Annotated in this window: 19 protein-coding genes; 15 read left to right on the top strand and 4 right to left on the bottom strand. The window is 31.8% G+C overall.

Annotated elements, in window-relative coordinates:
• Window positions 1-570: 570 nt before the first annotated feature.
• Window positions 571-2,700, bottom strand: a complete 2,130-nt coding sequence (locus tag BLS22_RS03390; RefSeq protein ID WP_090550325.1) for a helix-turn-helix domain-containing protein — start codon at window positions 2,698-2,700, stop codon at window positions 571-573.
• A 599-nt stretch (window positions 2,701-3,299) separates the two neighbouring features.
• Between BLS22_RS03390 and BLS22_RS03395 the strand changes: the two genes are divergently transcribed.
• From BLS22_RS03395 to BLS22_RS03410, 4 genes are all read left to right on the top strand, one after another.
• Entirely contained in the window at window positions 3,300-4,727 is a 1,428-nt protein-coding gene (locus BLS22_RS03395) for an MFS transporter (protein WP_090550328.1), read from the top strand.
• A 119-nt stretch (window positions 4,728-4,846) separates the two neighbouring features.
• Complete coding sequence (locus BLS22_RS03400) at window positions 4,847-5,431, top strand: amidohydrolase family protein (protein WP_176762034.1); 585 nt, start codon at window positions 4,847-4,849, stop codon at window positions 5,429-5,431.
• Window positions 5,432-5,469: 38 nt separating this feature from the next.
• Window positions 5,470-6,093, top strand: a complete 624-nt coding sequence (locus tag BLS22_RS03405; protein WP_244269467.1) for an amidohydrolase family protein — start codon at window positions 5,470-5,472, stop codon at window positions 6,091-6,093.
• Window positions 6,094-6,795: 702 nt separating this feature from the next.
• Window positions 6,796-8,124, top strand: a complete 1,329-nt coding sequence (locus BLS22_RS03410) for a saccharopine dehydrogenase family protein (RefSeq protein ID WP_244269446.1) — start codon at window positions 6,796-6,798, stop codon at window positions 8,122-8,124.
• A 238-nt stretch (window positions 8,125-8,362) separates the two neighbouring features.
• Here the strand turns inward: BLS22_RS03410 and fba are convergent, their stop codons facing one another.
• A complete protein-coding gene (gene fba, locus BLS22_RS03415; protein ID WP_090550336.1) occupies window positions 8,363-9,292 on the bottom strand; it encodes a class II fructose-1,6-bisphosphate aldolase in 930 nt (309 codons plus the stop codon).
• Window positions 9,293-9,690: 398 nt separating this feature from the next.
• On the opposite strand from fba, the gene pssA reads away from it, so the two are divergent.
• The 7 genes from pssA to BLS22_RS14995 all read left to right on the top strand — a co-directional run bounded on the left by pssA (window position 9,691) and on the right by BLS22_RS14995 (window position 15,653).
• On the top strand, window positions 9,691-10,206 hold the full coding sequence (gene pssA / locus BLS22_RS03420; protein ID WP_244269447.1) for a CDP-diacylglycerol--serine O-phosphatidyltransferase: 516 nt from the start codon (window positions 9,691-9,693) through the stop codon (window positions 10,204-10,206).
• Window positions 10,207-10,276: 70 nt separating this feature from the next.
• On the top strand, window positions 10,277-10,828 hold the full coding sequence (locus BLS22_RS03425) for a DUF6648 family protein (protein ID WP_090550339.1): 552 nt from the start codon (window positions 10,277-10,279) through the stop codon (window positions 10,826-10,828).
• Between the two features lie 29 nt (window positions 10,829-10,857).
• Entirely contained in the window at window positions 10,858-11,622 is a 765-nt protein-coding gene (locus BLS22_RS03430) for a class I SAM-dependent methyltransferase (protein ID WP_176762035.1), read from the top strand.
• A 136-nt stretch (window positions 11,623-11,758) separates the two neighbouring features.
• Window positions 11,759-13,132: a 23S rRNA (uracil(1939)-C(5))-methyltransferase RlmD gene (gene rlmD / locus BLS22_RS03435; protein WP_090550345.1), complete on the top strand. Its 1,374-nt coding sequence runs from the start codon at window positions 11,759-11,761 to the stop codon at window positions 13,130-13,132.
• 388 nt (window positions 13,133-13,520) lie between these two features.
• Entirely contained in the window at window positions 13,521-13,901 is a 381-nt protein-coding gene (locus tag BLS22_RS03440) for a BlaI/MecI/CopY family transcriptional regulator (RefSeq protein ID WP_090550348.1), read from the top strand.
• Entirely contained in the window at window positions 13,898-15,079 is a 1,182-nt protein-coding gene (locus tag BLS22_RS03445; protein ID WP_090550351.1) for a M56 family metallopeptidase, read from the top strand. Before BLS22_RS03440 ends, BLS22_RS03445 begins: the two co-directional genes overlap by 4 nt.
• A gap of 406 nt (window positions 15,080-15,485) precedes the next feature.
• Complete coding sequence (locus BLS22_RS14995; protein WP_176762037.1) at window positions 15,486-15,653, top strand: hypothetical protein; 168 nt, start codon at window positions 15,486-15,488, stop codon at window positions 15,651-15,653.
• A gap of 240 nt (window positions 15,654-15,893) precedes the next feature.
• On the opposite strand, the gene BLS22_RS03450 is transcribed toward BLS22_RS14995, so the two are convergent.
• Window positions 15,894-16,745 (bottom strand): IS3 family transposase, encoded by an 852-nt coding sequence (locus BLS22_RS03450; protein ID WP_143011239.1) that lies wholly within the window; start codon window positions 16,743-16,745, stop codon window positions 15,894-15,896.
• Window positions 16,746-16,768: 23 nt separating this feature from the next.
• Window positions 16,769-17,056 (bottom strand): transposase, encoded by a 288-nt coding sequence (locus BLS22_RS03455; RefSeq protein WP_090550358.1) that lies wholly within the window; start codon window positions 17,054-17,056, stop codon window positions 16,769-16,771.
• A gap of 318 nt (window positions 17,057-17,374) precedes the next feature.
• Between BLS22_RS03455 and BLS22_RS03460 the strand changes: the two genes are divergently transcribed.
• The 4 genes from BLS22_RS03460 to BLS22_RS03475 all read left to right on the top strand — a co-directional run bounded on the left by BLS22_RS03460 (window position 17,375) and on the right by BLS22_RS03475 (window position 20,536).
• A complete protein-coding gene (locus tag BLS22_RS03460) occupies window positions 17,375-17,638 on the top strand; it encodes a prevent-host-death protein (RefSeq protein WP_090550361.1) in 264 nt (87 codons plus the stop codon).
• Window positions 17,628-17,945: a type II toxin-antitoxin system RelE/ParE family toxin gene (locus BLS22_RS03465; protein ID WP_090550364.1), complete on the top strand. Its 318-nt coding sequence runs from the start codon at window positions 17,628-17,630 to the stop codon at window positions 17,943-17,945. Before BLS22_RS03460 ends, BLS22_RS03465 begins: the two co-directional genes overlap by 11 nt.
• Before the next feature lie 494 nt (window positions 17,946-18,439).
• Window positions 18,440-19,747 carry an MATE family efflux transporter gene (locus tag BLS22_RS03470; protein ID WP_090550367.1) on the top strand — a complete coding sequence of 436 codons (1,308 nt, stop codon included), beginning with the start codon at window positions 18,440-18,442 and terminating at the stop codon, window positions 19,745-19,747.
• 81 nt (window positions 19,748-19,828) lie between these two features.
• Window positions 19,829-20,536: a B3/B4 domain-containing protein gene (locus BLS22_RS03475; RefSeq protein WP_090550369.1), complete on the top strand. Its 708-nt coding sequence runs from the start codon at window positions 19,829-19,831 to the stop codon at window positions 20,534-20,536.
• The last annotated feature ends 348 nt before the right edge of the window (window positions 20,537-20,884 follow it).

Raw genomic sequence — 20,884 nt, forward strand, 5'->3', positions numbered from 1 at the left:
CACTCTTAAAGTTCCTTGAGGGCTACTGATAAAGGATAAAAAGCAAGTAAAAATCAGGAGAATTCCTTAAAACAAAAAGGGATCTCCTTTTTTATTCAGGAAACCTCCATAGTAAAAACATCTTATTTTCACTCCCTCTAGTATTACAAGATAGACAAGGTAGTAGAGGATTTATAGAGGAGAAAAGACTTTTAATTGGAAGGTAAAATAATTTTTTCTTAAAGGAAAGTATGATTTCTAAATGTATAGAAGAATATCATACAAGTTTTAATATGAAAAAATACAAAATTAGAAAAGTTTTAAAGGAGTTTTCTGTTGCTTTTGATGCACTACGTTTTTATGAAAAAAACAGTGATGATAAAATTAGCTTATCCATTCCTTCAAAACCTTTTGATATAGTCAAAAAGGTCGGGTATAAACTGAATTGGGACATTATATGTCAGTATATTTTAGAGTATAAATAAAGAAGGTAAAAATATAGAGAGGTATAAGATAGTCATTCCGATTAAAGAAATTTAAAAAATATGTTGGTTATTTTATTACAGGAAAAAGATGAGTTATAAATTAATATTATTTATAACTCATCTTTTCAAATGTAATTAATTCAACGTTAAAAGGTTCTAGTGTGATGTGCAAATCATAATAACTTTTTTGTTCGATGTGGGAAAAAGTGATTTTAGGGAAAGATGTTCTTTGAATCAATTCTTCATTTTCTTTGGAAATTGATTGGGGACATCCCATGTTTTCCCAATGCTTATAGACAAAACCATTTTCTATGTCTAATTTATATCTCTTTATAATATATTTATTACCTATGTTCATTAGTCGTAAGATAAATTCTTTTTTTGTATTGAGTATATCATGCAATTGTTTTTTAGCTACTTTTAATTCTATTTTTTCATCAATAAATAGGTTGTTGCATAGTTCATCATAGTTATATATTAATATTTGTATACTATCATTGTTTTTAGTTGCTACATACCCATCTCCCTTAGCTATTATCTCATCACCAAGCTTTGATAATAAGTAGAATCCATAATAGGATGATTTTCTTAAACCATTCAATGTTATTAAGCCTAGACCACCATGAAAAAAGGAATGATTTCTTGAATAATCATGGAAACTATCTATTAGCATTATGTTATCTTTAAATTTATCTTTGTTACTCTTTACTAGATTATGTACTATGAAGGAAGCCATAAATTCCGTATCATACAATGAATTTAAAGAATAATTCATGACATTTTTTTCTTTTGGTGTGGTCATTTTATAGGATTTAATTATTTTATTAATTTCTGAAATAAGGTAATTATATTTATTGTCTTTTACATTACTATGTAACTCGAATTTCCAATTTTTTACTGATTCATATCCATATTTATTCATACAGTACAATATAAAATTATTTAAAATATATGGCAATTCATTAACAAGTCCATTAGTCACTATTTTTTCATAATTCATTGTAATAATAGGCGTAATCCTTATTCTATTACAAGTATTGAATAGCTGATTAAAACAATCAAAATTTTCAGGTGTATAATTTCTTTCTATACAATCCAGAGGATTTAAACGAATGTACTTAAAACCAATATCCTCCTGAAATTTTTCTAAATACTTTTGGTACTCTAAGGTAAGTCCTTGATAAATATTTGGCAAGTTTAAATAGTTCCAGTAATGCTCAAATTTTTTAGTTCCCTTATTAGTAAAATCTATTTCAATAATGTTGAATACTCCCTCAAAACTATAAACATTCTGTTTTTCTTTAGGAATTTTCAACAAGTTTTTTATTTTTTTTACGGCTTTTTCTTTATCATAATCTAAATATTTTATTTTTTTAACTCTAATTGTTTTATCTTTAAATTTTTTTCTATGTTCAGAAGGTGTTATACCAAAGAATTTTTTGAAATGTTTAGTATAATATCTATAGGAGGAAAAACCACATTCATGTACAATATCTTCTATAGTCATTTCCGTCCCTAATAGTAGTTTTTCAGATAGTTCTACCCTAACTAAATTTACGGTATCTTGAAATCCATATCCAACCCCATATTTAAGCAGACGTGTCAAATAATACTTACTAATATGTTCTTCTTTAGAAATTTGTTCTAAACTAATTTTTTTATTGTAATTTGAATAAATATAATCTGTTATTCTGTGTATCCTTTGAATTTGAAAATGATCTCCTTTATACTTGTTTTCATTTTTAAGTTTTTTATCATCCATAGAATAATATTGAAAATCATTTATTAGGTTTAATAGACATGAGATAACTAATGCTTCAACTTTTTTTCTATATCCTTCTTCCTTGTTTAAAACTTCCAGCATTATTTTTATTAAATATTGTTTTATTCTTTCAATTTCTTCTCTATGAGCTTTGTTATAATATGAATCACATATATAAATTATTTTATCTACGTAAGGATGATATTTTTTGTAGTTTTCCAAATCAATTTGTAGGAATAATATTAAATTTGAATCACTTTTTTTATAAATACTATGCAGGTCTCCTCCATTAATAAAATAAACATCCCCTTGTTCCAACGTATAGCTGTGAAAAGTATCTTTAAGATTTATTTCTCCTTCTATAACATAAATGATTTCAAGTTCATCATGCATATGTATAGGATATTCATTAATTGAACTACTAAATACTCTAATAGCTAAACCGTCAGAGTATTCAATACATTCTTTTAGCATATAAAAGACCTCTTTTCTAAAAGTAATTAGAGATGTTTAATTAGGTAATTAATTTTCTGATTTTATTTTATATTATATATTTTATGATAATTACGCTCTATTGTATAGTAAAAACAGCAAAAAATATATCTTTCTTCTCTAAATTATTAATAATTTGTTGATACTAAAAAATAAATTACTATATAACACAGTTAAATTAGGACATTTAATACATATGTAGATTGTTACATTTTGTTTTTAAATCTACATTCCTATTCGAACAGTAAAATAATTTTATTGGACAACATGATATATGAAATAGAACAACTTAATACATAGCAAATACTTTCATTTTAAAATTAAATTTTAAAATATTAAAAATTAAGACTATGTTAAATGTCGTTGTTGATTTTATACTAAATTATAATTTTAGTATAAGATTTAGAGACTTGTCATCCTATGGTATCTAAAGGCAGCAAAGGATCTAGCCCTTTAGATCTAAAACTAAGATCCTTTATTATCCCTCAGGATGACTGCAGCCTAACATTTTTATATTTTTTCAAATATCAACATTTATCATTAACAGAGCCAAAATTAAAAAGAATAAAGGGGGAATTTGTATGGAAAAAATAATGGGAGGAAAGAGAAAGAGATTATCATTTTTTACAAAGGCAGGATATGGTTCGGCATCAATGGCCGATACAATTTTCTATGATTTTGTATTTGTATTTTTCTTATTCTTTCTTACTGATATTGCAGGAATAAGCCCTGCTTTTGCAGGTACCATTGCATTTGTTGGAGTTCTTTGGGATGCAATAACAGACCCATTAGCAGGATTCGTATCTGACAATACAAAATCTAAGTATGGAAGAAGAAGGCCGTATATTATTGGATCAGTAATTCCTCTCATCATAACATTGACCCTCATGTTCACAAAGGTGAATTTTAGTACTATAGGAATGAATATATACTATATAATTATTACCATGGCATTTTGGTTGGCTTATAAAGCATTTTTCATTCCCTATTCTGCATTAGGAGCAGAATTAACTAATGATTATCATGAAAGAACCTCTCTTAGATCCTATGCAACAATATTTAATTATGTAGGATTATTGGCTGGCGGTGCATTACCTCTTGTATTAGTGGATTTTTTTCAAGGATTAGGATATGAACCAGCAACTGCATGGCAGTACACAGCATTGACACTATCAATTGTAGCTGGAGCTACAATTGTGATAACATGGTTTTCTACAAAAGGTAAAGAGCTTGATATTGAGCTTTTACACAAAGAAAGCACTTCAAGAGAAGGATTCGTTAAAACAATTAAACAACTATTTAAAATCAAAGCATATAAATTTATTTTATTGGCTTCTATGTTTTTTATGGCCAGTTATTCAATATTTAATAGCAATTTAATTTATTTTTCTACCTATAAGCTTGGAATTGGCGAAATAGAGATGGCAGGCATATTTCTAATCTTCACCATAGTTTCATTCTTCTTTATTCCAGTTGTTACAGCTTTTTCTTCAAAAATTGGGAAAAGAAAAACTTATATTTGGGGCATGATTTCAGCAGGAATTGCATGCTGTTTATTTAGATTTATCAATATTGAAACCATATTCATGACGATAGTTTATTCAATTATATATGTTATTGGTAATGTAGTCTATTGGACATTGATATACGCTTTAATCTATGATGTATGTGAACTTGATGAATTTATTTCAGGGCAACAAAGGGCAGGAATGGTTTCATCCTATGGATCGTTTGTTGGCAAACTAGGTTGTGCCATCGGTATGCAGATATTAGGCTTAGTATTACATTTGGCTGGATATAATCCAGAGGCTCTAGAACAAACACCTAAGACTATGAATGCTATTGAGTCTGCTTTCACAATAGTTCCTGGAATATTTTTAATCTTAAGTGGTCTGTTGTTGATATTTTATCCTATTTCTCAAGAAAGATATGAACGTTTGGTGGAAGCTTTAGAGTTAAAAAGACAAGGAAAAGAATATACAACAGAGGGGTTTGAAGAGTTATTGTAGTTTGTTAACTGTAGGGGATTTTTCTTTATCTTGACAATACATTCATGGGGCAAAAACGTGTAAAAATTATAGGATAAATTAAGGAAACGATATAATTTTTGGAATGGGGGATGATTATTATGGAAGTAAATGTACTAAAACCGGCAGAAATGGTATTTCAAAATGGCATTGTATATACGGTTGATAAGGAAAGAAGCTGGGCTGAGGCTGTAGCTGTAGCCAATGAGAAAATTGTTTATGTAGGAGATAACAAAGGGGTAGAGAAGTTTATTGGAGGGGATACAAAGGTAATAGATCTTGAAGGAAAGATGCTTCTACCGGGTTTTATTGATGCCCATGCCCACCCCAATATGGCAGCATTTTTTTCAATGGGTGTTAAGATAGACATGACGGCAGATTATAATGAAACATTAAAAAGCATAAAAAAATATATAGAAGAAAATCCTGAAAGAAATGAATACTTTGGTTTTGGATATAATGAGGACTTGTTTGATGAGAAGGGACCAAAGAAAGAAGTTTTAGATGCACTATGTCTAGACAAGCCAATCTTTATTCTATCATCTGGTGGACACTCTGGTTGGGGAAACTCAAAAGCATTTGAGGTAGCTGGTGTAGACAGAAAACACCCAGATCCTATTCCAGGGTTTCATTATTACAAGCGGGATGCCATGGTCTTTTTCAAGAATTTTATAATATATGTGTAAAAGCAGCAGCAGCAGGATTTGACATTCATCTTCACGGTATAGGAGATAGAACTATTTTTGAAAATCTTATGGCGGCTAAAGCAGTTCGAGAGGCTGGTTATCATGATACAAGGCTTACAAATGCCCATACTCAGTATGTAAGAAGAGAAGACAGAGAGCTATTTGGCAAATATAATGTCATTGCCAATACAACAGGTGCTTGGTTTGTTAATGATGAAAATAATGAAATAGCATTAGGTGATCGAGCTAAAGAATTATTTTTAATGAAAACCCTTATTAAAAACGGTTCTAAAATAACATTAAGCAGTGATTACTCAGCTTCAGAGTTAGGTCACGAGCCTTTAAAGAACATTGAGATGATAGTTACACGTCAGGTTTATGGAGAAAAGGATTTTCCAGTTTTAGAGCCTGTAGAAGAAAGACTGACAATTGAAGAGGCTATAGAAGCTTATACAATTAATGCTGCATATCAAGTTAGAATGGATGACAAAATTGGTTCAATTGAAGAAGGAAAATATGCTGATTTAGTAGTATTAGGAGAAAATATCTTTGAAACAGATACATATTCTATTCATAGGATTCCGGTTGTTATGACGATAACAAATGGTAAAGTAGTTTACAATACAAATAATATAGGATCTGTAGTAGTAAAGTGTTGTTAATAGAATGCAAAATGTATATACATGTTCTAATTGGTGGAACTAGATATCTAAGGAAACTTTTAGCAAAATCAAAGCTTTAGGAAACAAAACAATATTTATTTAGCACAGAGTCATAATATAAAGCAATTACATTTCTAAAGCCCCTTGAACTATTGAGTTCAAGGGGCTTTAGATTTTTACTATATCTATTTACAGTGTTGATAAAATTAGAGGTAAAACAAAGTTATTACCATATGTTGTGGAAATTATTATACACATGTTGCTATTTTAAAAATCAAAATAATTTTATAAAGCAATATTGTATATAAAATGAAGCAACATAATATCTACTTCAAAAAAGTGTATTGTAATATAATTAATTTATAGAAAATTCTAAAAATAATTAAATATAACAAACCTTTGGTTAAAAGATTTTTTAGATAATAGGAAAAAATATTGTAAAGGTTTTATTACTGATGAATAGTTGTTAGAAAAATATTTGTTCACATTCTTAATTAGGATTTAAGTGATTATAATGTCAATCATTTATCCATTTATTAATGATTGATGCATTATAAATATACCCATCAAACAATTATAAAATTGGAGGCGAAATTGTGAAAGTGTTATTAGCAGGAACCTGACATTGGCCAGTGAATAGACACAAAACAATATGTTTAAATTCGCAAAATGAATAAAATGATAAGAAAAGGGGAAGTAAATATGAGGATGTTAATGATCGGGACAGGTGGAGTTGGAGAGTCAATTCTTAAAATTTTAAAGGAAAGAGACCCTAAAAGTAAATGGTTAAAATATGTTGTTTGTGCAGACTATCATATGGACAGAGCAGAGGAAGTTGCTGCTAGCCTAGGTGACTCAAAGCGTTTCGTTCCTGCTCAAGTTAATGCTAAGGATAAGGAAGCGATTATAGAACTAATTAAAAAACACAATTGTGATTTTGTAATGGATGCAGCGGCTCCCTTTGTAGCAGATAACATTTTCGATGCTGCTTATGAGGCTGGAGTACAATATGCAAATATGGGGACTTGGTCTTTACCGAAGACAGATCCAAAAGAGATGTATGGTGTCGGAAAACAGTGCTTCCAGCAGTTTATGACAGACTATAACTTTGATAGATCTGATATGTGGGCAGAAAAAGGTTTATTAGCAGCTATATGTCTAGGAATAGATCCAGGGGTTGTTAACGTATTTGCTAAATTTGCAGCGGAGTATCTATTTGATGAATTACATGAAATACATGTAAAAGATGGTGGTAATTTGAGTATACCATCTGCAAAAGAAGACGAAATAGTATTTGGGTTTAATGTTTGGACAGTATTAGATGAAGTTTTAAATCCAAACGTAGAATGGGATAAAGAAAAAGGATTTATCGTAGAGCCTCCATTTGCTGGTGAAGAAATTTTTGATATGCCAGAAGGAGTAGGACCAAATAAACTTGTAAAAGTTGAACACGAAGAAGTAGCATGTATGCCAAGATATTTAGAAAAGTATGGATTGAAAAAATGCACATTTAAAATTGCTTTAGATGAAAATCTGGTAAGGGCATTAAAAGTTATTCAAGCATTAGGTCTTAGAAGTTTAAATCCAGTGAATTTGGATGGTATAGAAGTTTACCCTAGGGATGTTGTTGCTGCAGTTGCTCCACAACCAACTGATATTGGGAATGAAATGATTGGCAGGATGTGTGTTGGTGTTCATTGTATAGGTATTAAAGATGGTAAAAAACGAGAAATCTTCATGTATCAGCCCTTAGATAACCAAGAATCAATGAGGCGTTGGGGTATGCAGGCTGTCGTAGCCCAAACAGGTTTTGGAGCAGCCATTGCTATTGAATTGATTGGTAGAGAAATCTGGACCGAGAAGGGGGTACATTCTTTAGAAGCATTTGACCCAATCCCTTATCTAGAAATTATGAATGAAGCAGGTTTTGAATACAATATAGTTGAAATGGATTCGGAATATAAGCGTGTAATAGATAAAATAGAGCTTAGTAAAATTTTTGCAGAAGCTGCAGCAGCTGGAGATAGATAAACAGGAAGAATTTACAGTTGAGTTTTCTATAAAACAGAAGTAAAAAGAGGTTTTAGTATTGCAAATATAGGTTTTACTGTAAAGGGTATACAGAGTAGAAGGTGAGTCAAATAATTATTCACCTTAAAGCCAAAGGGACTCCTAGGAGTCCCTTTGTGGTGTTTTTAGCAATATAGCATTAAAATAAATTTGATTACAACTCCAGGGGATAAAAATTCCTTCAGGAGCAAATCCGATTTTATAGGAAATTGTTACAGCCTAAAACATTGGCAATTTTATGGCGAACCATTTCCTTAATAGCTGTTCTACCTTCACCCAGATACTTTCTTGGATCAAAGTTACCTGGGTTTTCTGTAAGACTTTTTCTCATGGCTGCTGTCATAGCCAAACGAAGATCGGTATCAATATTAATTTTACATACACCCAATGAAGCAGCTCTTCTTAACATATCTTCAGGTACTCCTTGTGCTCCAGGAATATTTCCTCCATATTGATTGCAAAGCTCTACAAATTCAGGCAATACAGTAGAAGCACCATGTAAAACCAATGGAAAACCTGGTAAAAGCTTAGCAATTGCTTGAAGTCTTTCAAAATCTAGATTTGGTTCTCCTTTAAATTTATAAGCTCCATGACTGGTACCTATGGCAATAGCTAAAGAATCCACACCAGTTTTTTCTACAAATTCTGCTGCCTGTTGGGGATCGGTATAGGTGGCGTCCTTTGCACTTACATTTACATCATCCTCTACCCCAGCTAACCTGCCGAGCTCTGCTTCTACAACAACACCCTTACTATGGGCATATTCCACCACCTGCTTTGTAATAGCGATGTTTTCCTCGAAGGGGTGATGGGATGCATCGATCATCACTGAAGTAAAACCATCATCAATACATTGCTTGCAGATTTCAAAGTCCTCACCATGATCTAAGTGAAGAACAATAGGCAACCCAGAATCTTCAACAGCTGCTTCTACTAATTTCTTCAGATAAGTAGGATTAGCATATTTTCTAGCTCCTGCTGAAACCTGAAGAATCAAAGGGGATTTCTCCTCCTTAGCGGCATCAACAATACCTTGAATAATTTCCATGTTGTTTACATTGAAGGCTCCGATGGCAAACTTTCCATCATAGGCTCTTTTAAAGAGTTCTCTACTTGTTACTAATGGCATAACATATTCCTCCTAAATAAATATTTTATCTATTTTTTCAATAGCATCATAAAGGAAAATTGAACGATTAATATAAGAAAATACAATTTTGCATACCTATGTAATATTTTTATAATAAACATTTAAATTGTATCATATTAGTTTAATAACCGTCAATCAAACTAAAAGAGCAGAATTGTGTTGTATATATAATATAATGCCTATATTTATTAAACATTATAATTCATATTTATAATAAAAGTTTGTTGCTGTTGTAAAAGTTGAAAAATAGTTTTCTCAATTTTAGACTATGAATTTCAACAAAAATGAAGTAAAATGTATAGTAAGAGGTTATAATAGTTGATGAATAATTAGAAAAAAACAATTATTGAGATTATGAGGAATAGAGGTGAAAAAAGGTGAGAGTAAAAGCACATATACCAAATATGTTTACTTTTTTTAACTTAACCTTGGGAATACTAGCCATCGTAAGTATAATAAATGAATCCTATACGATTTCAGCTTTATTAATTTTAACGGCTGCATTTACAGATCGACTTGACGGACAATTGGCTCGAAAGTTGGATGCTGAAAGTGAAATTGGCAAAGAACTAGACTCATTATGTGATTTAATTTCTTTTGGTGTTGCACCTGCTGTTTTAATTTGGAGTTTTCATTTGGCAACATTTGGAGTTATTGGAATATTAATTATGATAATCTTTTCAATATCGGGAGCTTATCGACTAGCCAGATATAACATTATGGAATTTGATGGGGTTTATATGGGTATCCCGATTACGATGTGTGGTGGAATTGTAGCTTTGATGACGTTGTACTCTATTAATTATCAAATCAATGTTTATTTTATTGGAATTATGATGTTATTTCTATCTTATTCTATGATTAGCAAAAGAATTAAACTAAAGAAAAGATAAAGACTCCTCTCAAGGAGTCTTTTCCTTAACATCTGTTTAATTAAATATGACGTAATAGAGGGTGTTAAAGATGAGGTATGTTCAAGGAGAAAATATATTTGAAAAATTCTTTAATCAACGACAAAGCTTAATACAGCAGTTTAAAAAAGGAGATATTACTAAAAAAGAATATATAGAAGAAAGCTATGGATACATAAAGCAAATGAATATTAAGCCCTTTAAAAGGGTAGATAATTTTAATAAGGCAGTATATAATTACCAATACTATAATATGATGGCAAAATATTGCTACCTAAAGGCAAAGGAAATTAAAAGGTATGAAAAACATCCTGAGCTTCATAAAGAGTATGAGGATAAAGTAAATTATTATTATCATAAAAAAGATCAAACTACCCTACAAACCATTGAACTACTGGATTATTATGACGTGGAGGCTTACTATATTAAAGTAACCTCTTCTTATTTGAAGGAAAATCTATTTGAAATTATATTTAAAAATCATGACCAGGTTATTTTCCATTCAAGAAGCCAGTGGCTTCTAAATAAACTAAAGGAAGAGGGGGTTTTTAAGGAGGGGATTAGAAGATCTTTAATAGAAAACTATATTAATCAAAAGTATTAATGACAAATGTAGCTAGAAGGAGGGATAGTATGTATAAGATCGTCACTGCTGAAAAATTTCTTTGGGAAGGAATTAATTTGGAGGGAAAGGTAGTTTTAGAAGGTGGAACCAGCTGGGGCAATACTACTAGACTCATCGCTAAGAAAGTAGTAGAAAACAGCTGGAATACTGAATTAATCTCTGTGGATATTGATGATAGTCATTTTGATGAGATTGAAGAAGATATGAGAGAAGCTTTTACAAAGCTTACCTTGAGAAAGGGAGATCTAGGTGATCTGTATTTTGTTCCTTCTGATTCCATTGATGTTATTATTTGCAACTATACCTTATCCTCTGTAGAACAATTTCCCTTGAGGGTGGTAAAGGCACTGAAGGAATTACATCGTGTTTTGAAAAAAGGTGGGAAGCTACTGATTACAGAGGAGATGCCCATCTGGTCTGTAGATACCAGCGATTATCCCTATTGGTCTAAAAGGCTCAGAATTATTAAAAGTATTAGTGTATTAAAGGCTATGACCGTCTTTAGTGAAATACATCCCAATGATTTACAAGAGGTATTAAAACTATTGGATTTTAAAGACATCCATTGGAAGGAATTCCAGGAAAAAATCAATGCTGAAATGGCAGTGAAATTTTTAGATAAAAGAAAACAAACCTTAATTAAGGGAGCTAATGATTTAGAAAACAAGCATTTGACCGATGGTTTTGTAGAGTTGACGGAAAACCTGGTGAAGGAATTTGAGAAAACAAAGGAATTTTTAGCACCAGCCTATATTTTGAAGGCCATTAAATGATAAGGTTTTGATTATAAAATAGATTTAGGATATAATATAGTGACCAACAATTCCGATGGGTCACTATATTTTTTTGAATTTTGTTGCAAACTAACGATACATAAATTATTGAAGATATATAATGGGAGTGAAAACATTGATAAAAAAGAAGGAAATTGTAGAATTTAAAATAGAAGACAGTGAATTTGGTGGGAAAGCCTATGGTTATGTGGACAATGTGAAGGTGGCAGTGAAGCATGGTATCCCTGGACAAGTGGTAAAGGCTTTTATCAAAAAAATCAGAAACAAAAAGGCAGAGGCACAAATCATGGAGATTGTAGAGCCATCACCATTCGAGACCCAGTCCACCTGCCGACACTTTGGAAAATGCGGTGGCTGTTTTCAACAGACAATAGACTATGAAAAGCAGCTGGAATTAAAAGAAAACCAAGTGAAAAAGCTTTTTGAAGAAGCTGAATTAAAGGGATATCAGTGGTTAGGTATAGAGGGTAGTCCTCAATCTTTTGATTATAGAAACAAAATGGAATTCTCCTTTGGGGATGAAGAAAAGGGAGGACCATTAACCTTAGGTATGCATAAGCGTGGTAGACATTATGACATTGTAACGGTGGATGACTGTAGAATTATGGATGAAGATTTTAGAAGGCTTCTTATAAGTATTTTAGAATACTTTAGAGATAAAAATCTTTCCTATTATAATACCCGCAGGCATGAAGGATACTTAAGGCATTTAGTAATAAGGAAAGCTAGATTCACAGAGGAAATTTTAATTAATCTTGTCACCACCACCCAAAGTCAAATAGATATAACGGACTTGGTTAATGAATTGGTAGCTATGGACCTAAAGGGGAAAATTGTAGGATTTTTACATACCTTCAATGATGATTTAGCCGATGTAGTAAAAAGTGATAAAACTGATATTTTATTTGGAAGGGATTATGTCATAGAGAAGCTATTGGGATTAGAATTTAAAATATCAGCCTTTTCCTTCTTTCAAACCAACTCCGGGGGGGCGGAAAAGCTCTACTCTATCGTACGGGATTTTGTAGGTGAAGCTGAAAACCAAATAGTATTTGACCTTTACTGTGGTACTGGCACCATAGGACAAATTGTAGCTCCAAATGCTGAAAAGGTGATAGGCATTGAAATTGTTGAAGATGCTGTTGAAGCAGCAAGGGAAAATGCTAAGCTGAATAACCTTGATAACTGCACTTTTATTGCTGGAGATGTAAAAGAAGAAGTGAAGAAACTTGAGGAAAAGCCTGATATTATTATAATTGATCCACCAAGGGCAGGAATACATCCAGGAGCTCTAAAGGATATCATAAGCTTTGCCTCGGATAAAATTGTCTATGTCTCCTGCAATCCTAAAACAATGGTTCGAGATCTTGTAGAGCTTGAAAGTAAAGGCTATAAAATAGAAAAGGTACAATGTATGGATATGTTTCCTCATACACCCCATGTTGAGAGTATAATTCTGATGACGTATTGTGGTGATAAGGAGAAATAATCGAGTTTGACCAACACATATAGTGGTTTGAGGATGAAACTCGGGACAAAAATCGGTGAAAAAACACCGTTTTTTGTCCCCTATTTTTGGGGTAATTTATAGATGACATAAGGTAATTTTTAAAGATGACACCCTAAAATGTAAATTGTATATAGAAGGATCCAAGACATTAAGATGAGAATCTTGGTGTCTTTATTGTAAGGGTAAATGTTAATATGGAAATGTACAAATATTAAAATCTCAAAATACACAAATCTCAACGTTTTTCTTGTATAATACTTATAAATATATAACGGGAAGAATTATAAAATTATTATTGACAACTGCGACAAGATGTAGTACTATTTATGTACGACAACTTGTCGCATTAATAATGGGGGTGCACACCATGAAGAATTTGGGAAAGTTATCGGAAACAGAAATGGAAGTGATACAGGAAATATGGAAAATAAAAGAACCTGTAACTGTCGCACAGCTTATGGATGTTTTCAGAAGTAAAGACTGGAAAACTTCGACCTTGTCAACCATAATGCAACGCTTGATTAATAAAGGATTCTTAACAAAATCTATGGATGGGAAAGTAAATTTTTACTATGTTACTCTTACATTAGATGAGTACAAGAAATATGAGTCAGTGGAATTTTTAAATCGTCTATATGATGGAAATATTAAAAATTTTATAGCTGCTATTGTTGAAGATGAAGGTTTAAGTAAAAATGATATTGATGAGCTTAAAGATTGGTTTGTTGAACAGGCTGGTGAGAAATGATGAGCTTTGTATCTTCTCTAATTATTGCTTCTTTGGTAGGGGCAATTCTTTGGATTATCAAAAATGTTTTCAAACCAATCACACAAAAACTATTTTCACAGACTTGGCATTATTACACAAGTTTAATACCTATATTTTTCTTTCTCGGGGGTACTAAAGTTATCAATGAACTGATAGATTTGACAAGTCCTATACTTAATAACAAAAGTATGGGTTTGATAAAACAATCAAAAAATTTAAATCCTATGGATCAATTGCTTACTATGATGCCTCAGTCCGAAAAAATAGATGAAATAATGCTATGGATAATTCTTATTTGGGTAACTGGTATGATAATTTTTCTTATGCTAAATATAAAAAAGTATGTTAATTTTAGATATTTTATATTGCAAAACCACAGGATTTACAATACGGAACATAGTAATGCACAAATAATCATAAGTAGCAATGCTACAACACCAATGGTAATGGGATTTTTCAATCCAATTGTGGTACTACCAGATGTTCAATTTAAGGATAGAGAACTTATTATGATTTTGTCCCATGAGCTTGTTCATATAAAACGAGGTGACTTACTTATAAAGTTGGTGATTATGATAACAAAAGCAGTACATTGGTTTAATCCAGTAATTTATCATCTCAGTAAGCAGATAAATAATTACTGTGAACTTTCATGTGATGAAAAAGTTGTGAAAAAAATGGATGCTGAAAGCCGAAGAGGTTATGGTCAGATGATACTATCAGTATTGGATTACGGAGTTAAGAAAAGAACTAATATTGGTGATAATTATGTAATTAAATTTTGTAGTAACAAAAATAATGTAAAAAGGAGGTTGTTGAATATTATGAATGGTAAGAAAATGAAAAAATCAATGATTACCCTATCTATTTTTGTATCAGTTTTACTAATTGGAATAGGTGCTTATGTTGCCTATGCTTATGAATCTCAGGTACCAGAAACAAGCAAATTCCATAAGGAGGATTATGATGATTCTGACGTTAAAGTAATGGAAAGCAACCAATCAAATGAATTTTCCCTTGAAGTTGATGTTCCATATCCAATGAAATATCAAGACCCATATGCAGATCCTCCATTGGATATTGACATAGAACCTGGCAAGCAAACTCTAACGGGGGACGAAGCAGAGGCATACTTAAAGTTTAGAAAACCAAATTAAGATTGATCTGATACCTCCAAGTAGATAGCCTAATTAATAAAAAAAGACTATCTACTTGGAGGTATTTGTAGATTTAAAGTTAATAAGATATGCCAAGACTAAAGTCCTCAGATCTTACTAAGGATTTTAATGTTGGTATATTTTGTAGAAATATGTCGGTAGAATAGTCTATACATTTGGTAAATAATGGGTTCTTGGGCTGAGAAAAGATAGAGGATACTATAAAATTAAAGTAATGGTATTAACACCAAGAGATGCCATCAAAATATGAAACTTAAATCATATGTAATAGGAAGCATATAAATTAGCTTGTTTTGATTGTTCTGAGAGAGCGATTCAGATACTTCAAAATGAATATAGTGCAGAAGCATATGATGAATATTTAGAGGGTTATATTCAGAAGGCAATGGATAGTGTTTATGAAGAATTCAGAGATTTATGTCAAGGATCAAAAGATAAATTGGATAATATGATTAAAATTATGGATGATTATCTAGGTTTATCAAGAAGAGCATTCTATGAATTTGAAAAGTTAGAGTTTAGAAAAATAAACGATGAGATTGATAACACATAATATAAAGAGGAAAGGATTTGAGTCTTTCTCGCTTTTTTGGACACCGTTTCGTGAGCATATCTTGATATCAAATTAAATTCCTAGGATTTGCTTCCAATATCTCGGCTTTTGGAGTATTGCTTTAAGTATTATACTTAAATTTCTAGTAATATCAAGGGTTAAATGAACGGCTGTGCCGCCCTTGACATAACAAGAAACTCAAGTTGGTTTAGCGCTAAGCAATTATTCCAAAACCTATATTTATCCTGCAAGATTCCAGTACCACATCTTATTATAGGCAGCAGGAGTTATCCAACCTAAGGCTGCATGTCGCCTTTGGCGGTTATAATAGACTTCTATATATTCAAATATAGCTTGTTTAGCGGCTTCTCTAGTTCTAAAGGAATAAAAATTAGTACATTCGCACTTTAAGCAGCTAAAGAAGTTCTCTGCACAGGCATTGTCATAGGGATTACCTTTACGGCTCATGCTTTGACTTATGTGATTGACTTTTAACAGATCTTTGAAGTCATTTGAACAATACTGGCTTCCTCTATCTGAGTGAAATATTAATCCAAGTGATGGTTTCTCACGCTTTAAAGCCATCTCCATTGCCTTGATAACTAGTTCCTTGGTCATTCTGTCGCTCATAGCATAGCCAACTACATCTTTGGTGCATAGGTCTTTAACAATGGCTGTATATAGCCAGCCTTCCTTTGTCCAGTGGTAGGTAATATCTCCTACCCAGACGGTATTTGGTACTTTTATATCAAAGTTTTGTTCTAATAGATTTGGTGCTACTGCTAGATTATGATTGCTGTTGGTGGTTGCCTTCCATTTTGTCTTACGCTTTGATTTTATACCGTTTTTCTTCATAATGCTATAGACTGTGTTGCGGCTGCAGGGGATTATTTCTTTTACCTCAGCCCAGATTGGATCAACGCCCCATACTGGGTGCTTCTTGTGGATTCTTTTAATCTCTTTAAGTATTCTATTATGCTTTATTTCTCTTTGGGATGAAGGTCTACCAACCCAGTCATAATAACCGCTTCGGGACACTTCTAGTAAATTGCACATTTTCTCCACAGAATGCCCAGAAGCGTTTATTTTAATAAATTCATATTTAGTAGCAGTTCTTACTTCTGTGGTTTTATGAAAATGGCTACTGACTTTTTTAGTACTTCTACTGTGTCCTTAGCGTCATCTAATTCTTTTTTTAGTCTTTTGTTTTCTGCTTCCAATTCAGCTAATTTCTTGGAAGCAGCATCTTCGGGCTCAGTACTTGCTTTTATCCATCTTCTAAGTGCAGGTTCTGATACTCCTAGATCCTTTGCTACAGCACTAATTGGTCGACCTTTTTCTATCACCATTTTTACAGCACTGGCTTTAAATTCATCATCATATCGATTGTTATTACTTGACATTTTCAACACCCTTTCATGATTTAATTATACAATCACGATTCTGTGTCCGTCAAACTTGGTATGAGGCAAAGAGGCTAAACAAATCAGATATAACATTTTCTCATGTATGTGGTTATTACGATGACAGTCTAGAGATTAAATTTAAAGATATAAAAGAAGCAATATTTTATAATAATCAACATAATATAAATATAAAAGCTGCATAGCTAAGGTATGAGAATGCAGAAAATAATACTTATTGGAAATTAGTAAAACAAATAGGAAACCAAGCATAATTATGCTATAATAAAGTCATAATATTAACAAGGAGGCAATGTTATGATTGAAATAAGGCCAATAAAGGATTTAAGAGATACAACTGAAATATCAAGACTTTGCGAAGAAAATAAAGAACCTATTTATATTACAAAAAATGGATATGGACACTTAGTTGTTATGAGTATGGAAACCTATAAAGATAAATTAGCTAAAGCAGATTTATATGAAAAGTTAGCAGAAGCTGAAAATCAAATTAATAATGGAGAAGAACTTTTAGATGCTGAGGCAGTATTTAAAAGTTTAAAAGATAGGTATGGTAAATAAATATAGCATAAAAATGACCCCAAGGGCAGTAGCAGATCTAGATAATATTTTTAAATATATATCAGAGGAATTATTTGCTGCATCAGTAGCCGGCAATATTCTAGAAAGAATAGAAAGAGAAATTATGAGATTGAAAGATTTTCCTTTTTCATGTAATTATGTGGCTGATGAATATCTAAGAAATAAGGGTTATAGAAAATTAATAGTTGATAATTATATAGTATTTTATTTAGTCGAGGAAGAAAAGAAACAAGCTATCATTATGAGGGTTTTATATGGAAAACAAAAATATGAGAATTTACTTTAAATACACCTGATTAGGTGTATTTAATTTGAATATAAGTCTTTATTAGCTTAAAATAGCCATCCACTAAGGGGATAGTATCCCCCTACGACATCATTATTGTCTCTTCAAGGCTCGTGGAGTGTGTTACACTGATAGAGCGAATTTTTCTTAGGAGGGGATACTTTTACGCAGAAATAAGGAAAATAACGTAAAGGTAAATATTTTGTGTAATCATATGTTTGAGTTAGACAAGCAGCATGCTAGGGTATTTTCAAAGAATTTTCTTTTTATTATGTATCGTGTTTAGTGCTACAGTGTGTTTTATAATCTTTGAGTGAGAGTTCACTTTAAAAAAACCATAAATCTTGACATAGGCCAATAATTCATATAAAATTATTAGAAAATAAATATATAGCACTATACTTGCCACCGGGTAAGTATAAAAAGTGCCAAAAGTACTTCGTTAGGTCTTAGAAGAAGTGGTTTTGGCACTTTTTTTCGTTTAGGAGGAAGCCATGAAAAAAATAAAATTAGATTTTCTTAAATATACATCACTCAATATTTTGGCTATGGTGGGAGTATCGATTTATATACTAGCAGATACTTACTTCATTTCAAAAGCACTAGGTGCCATAGGTCTTACAGCATTGAATTTGGGCATAGTTATATTTACACTGATACAGAGTGTAGGTCTTATGGTAGGAATAGGCGGAGCTATAGATTTTACCCTTAGAAAATCTGAAAATAATAATTCACAGAAGACCTCTTTTCAGAGCACTTTATTTATCGGACTTCTGTTTTCAGCAATATTCCTCTTGATAAGCTTCTTTTTTACAACCCAGCTTTCATTATTTTTAGGTGCAGATGAGGATACATTAGCCTTAACTAGAATCTATATATCTACTATATTAGGATTTTCGCCATTTTTCATTCTGAACAATATAGTCCTGGCATTTGTTAGAAATGATAATGGCCCAAGATTGGCAATGATAGCTATGATAGCAAGTAGCTTTTCAAATATCATACTAGACTATATATTTATGTTTCCTTTATCTATGGGGATTTTTGGAGCTGCTCTTGCAACAGGATTATCGCCGATTATCAGCCTGTCCATTTTGACAACTCATTTTAAATACAGTAGCAAAAGTTTACGGTTATATAAGTACAAACTAGAAATAAAGAGATTAGTGAGAATAATGATCCTTGGATTACCCTCATTTGCAACAGAGTTTGCGTCATCTATAACACTATTTACTTTTAATATTGTGATATTAAAAATAGCAGGTAATATCGGAGTTGCTGCCTATGGAGTTATTGCCAATGTTGCAATTATAGCCACAGCCCTATTTACAGGATTGGCACAGGGTATACAGCCACTGGTTAGTAATTACTATGCCAAATCTGATAGGAATGGATTAAGGACCATATTAAATTATAGTTTAGTAACTACGTTTGGGTTATCAATAACGATATACTTAATAGTAGTTATTTTTTCAAACAACATTGTTTCAATTTTCAATGGTCAAAATAATGAGGTTCTTGCAACGATAGCTGAAGTTGGATTAAAAATATATTTTGCTGGGTTCGTTTTTGCTGGAATAAATATTGTTTTAATCTCATTTTTTAGTGCAACTTCAAACATTATCAAAGCAATGGTAATATCTATATTAAGAAGTAGTTTACTTTTGATTCCTGTAGTACTACTTCTTAGTGCTCTCTTTGGCATCTATGGTGTTTGGGTATCCTTTGTTATAACAGAATTAGGTGTGACTGTTTTGACGTATTTAACCTACTCTAATCAATTAAAGGAAAAAAACAGATAACCGTATCTTCCATGGGTAAACCCCTAGAAGATATTAAATAGTATTTTATATAAAATTTTACAATTTAGGAGGAATGCTTTTATGAAAAATTTCATTGTTGAAAACCAGTTTTGGGATTTGTTCCCTGAAGCAAAGATCGGAGTTGTTGTTTTTCATGGAATCGACAATACCATAAAGGAGATGGATCAGTACAAAGAGATAATTCAAAGCTCCGAGAAGCAAGCTCTTAAATTTTTGAAGGAAGCAGATTTCAGTAGTAACGATGTCATTAAAGTTTGGAGAGATGCTTTTCAAAAGTTCAAAACAAAAAAAGGAGCAAGGTCATCGATTGAAGCGTTGCTGAAACGTGTACACAAGGGGGATCATATTGGTACTATCAATCCTCTCGTTGATATTTACAATTCTATTTCTCTTAAGTATGCATTGCCTTGTGGAGGAGAGGATATTGATACTTTTGTTGGTAGTATCAGATTGACCAAGGCAGAGGGTGATGAATCGTTTATAACTCTAGGTACAGACAAGAATGCACCACCCTATGAGGGGGAAATAGTGTATAAGGATGATGAAGGAGCTATGTGCAGATGCTGGAATTGGCGTGAATCTGTCAGAACAATGCTTACTGAAAATACAAAAAATGCCTTTCTGTGCATAGAATTAGTTGATGACAGTCGAATGGATGATTTCAAGAATGCATTAAGTGAACTGGCTAATTTAGTGGAGGAAAACTTAGGTGGCACCTATAGGATTTCAATTCTTGATATAAATAACAAAGAGATATCAATAGGATAATTAGAGGGAGGGTGAGATAATGAGTGGATTCTCATATTAAGTTGAATAAAATGTTTCAGAAGTTTTACAGAGTTGATATTTCAAGATCTAGCAATATTGAAGGTTCGGGGCTAGGATTAGCAATTTCCAAAAAATAGTGGATCTTCATTGTGGTGAGATTTGGGCTGAATGGGATTGTGATATGGTAAGAATACATATTAAGTTGCCTATCATTCCTTTCCATTGATTTTAGTTTGCAACTAATTTTTTAACTTTATGATCGCACCATTTATTTTTCCTTATTTTAAACAAAAGATGTGAAGAGATTATGAAGCGTATATCGCTGTTTTATTTAAAAAAATTAACAAT

It is taken from the genome of Natronincola ferrireducens, assembly GCF_900100845.1.
GTDB lineage: Bacteria > Bacillota > Clostridia > Peptostreptococcales > Natronincolaceae > Natronincola_B > Natronincola_B ferrireducens.

What these genes read in the sequence shown, in the direction of transcription:
- BLS22_RS03390 (WP_090550325.1), bottom strand. Translation starts at nt 2,700, where the DNA reads ATGCTAAAAGAATGTATTGAATACTCTGACGGTTTAGCTATTAGAGTA.
- BLS22_RS03410 (WP_244269446.1), top strand. Translation starts at nt 6,796, where the DNA reads ATGAGGATGTTAATGATCGGGACAGGTGGAGTTGGAGAGTCAATTCTT.
- BLS22_RS03455 (WP_090550358.1), bottom strand. Translation starts at nt 17,056, where the DNA reads ATGTCAAGTAATAACAATCGATATGATGATGAATTTAAAGCCAGTGCT.
- BLS22_RS03475 (WP_090550369.1), top strand. Translation starts at nt 19,829, where the DNA reads ATGAAAAATTTCATTGTTGAAAACCAGTTTTGGGATTTGTTCCCTGAA.
- BLS22_RS03400 (WP_176762034.1), top strand. Translation starts at nt 4,847, where the DNA reads ATGGAAGTAAATGTACTAAAACCGGCAGAAATGGTATTTCAAAATGGC.
- BLS22_RS03445 (WP_090550351.1), top strand. Translation starts at nt 13,898, where the DNA reads ATGATGAGCTTTGTATCTTCTCTAATTATTGCTTCTTTGGTAGGGGCA.
- BLS22_RS03430 (WP_176762035.1), top strand. Translation starts at nt 10,858, where the DNA reads ATGTATAAGATCGTCACTGCTGAAAAATTTCTTTGGGAAGGAATTAAT.
- BLS22_RS03465 (WP_090550364.1), top strand. Translation starts at nt 17,628, where the DNA reads ATGGTAAATAAATATAGCATAAAAATGACCCCAAGGGCAGTAGCAGAT.
- BLS22_RS03395 (WP_090550328.1), top strand. Translation starts at nt 3,300, where the DNA reads ATGGAAAAAATAATGGGAGGAAAGAGAAAGAGATTATCATTTTTTACA.
- BLS22_RS03470 (WP_090550367.1), top strand. Translation starts at nt 18,440, where the DNA reads ATGAAAAAAATAAAATTAGATTTTCTTAAATATACATCACTCAATATT.
- BLS22_RS03425 (WP_090550339.1), top strand. Translation starts at nt 10,277, where the DNA reads ATGAGGTATGTTCAAGGAGAAAATATATTTGAAAAATTCTTTAATCAA.
- fba (WP_090550336.1), bottom strand. Translation starts at nt 9,292, where the DNA reads ATGCCATTAGTAACAAGTAGAGAACTCTTTAAAAGAGCCTATGATGGA.
- BLS22_RS03460 (WP_090550361.1), top strand. Translation starts at nt 17,375, where the DNA reads ATGATTGAAATAAGGCCAATAAAGGATTTAAGAGATACAACTGAAATA.
- BLS22_RS14995 (WP_176762037.1), top strand. Translation starts at nt 15,486, where the DNA reads ATGGATAGTGTTTATGAAGAATTCAGAGATTTATGTCAAGGATCAAAA.
- BLS22_RS03440 (WP_090550348.1), top strand. Translation starts at nt 13,521, where the DNA reads ATGAAGAATTTGGGAAAGTTATCGGAAACAGAAATGGAAGTGATACAG.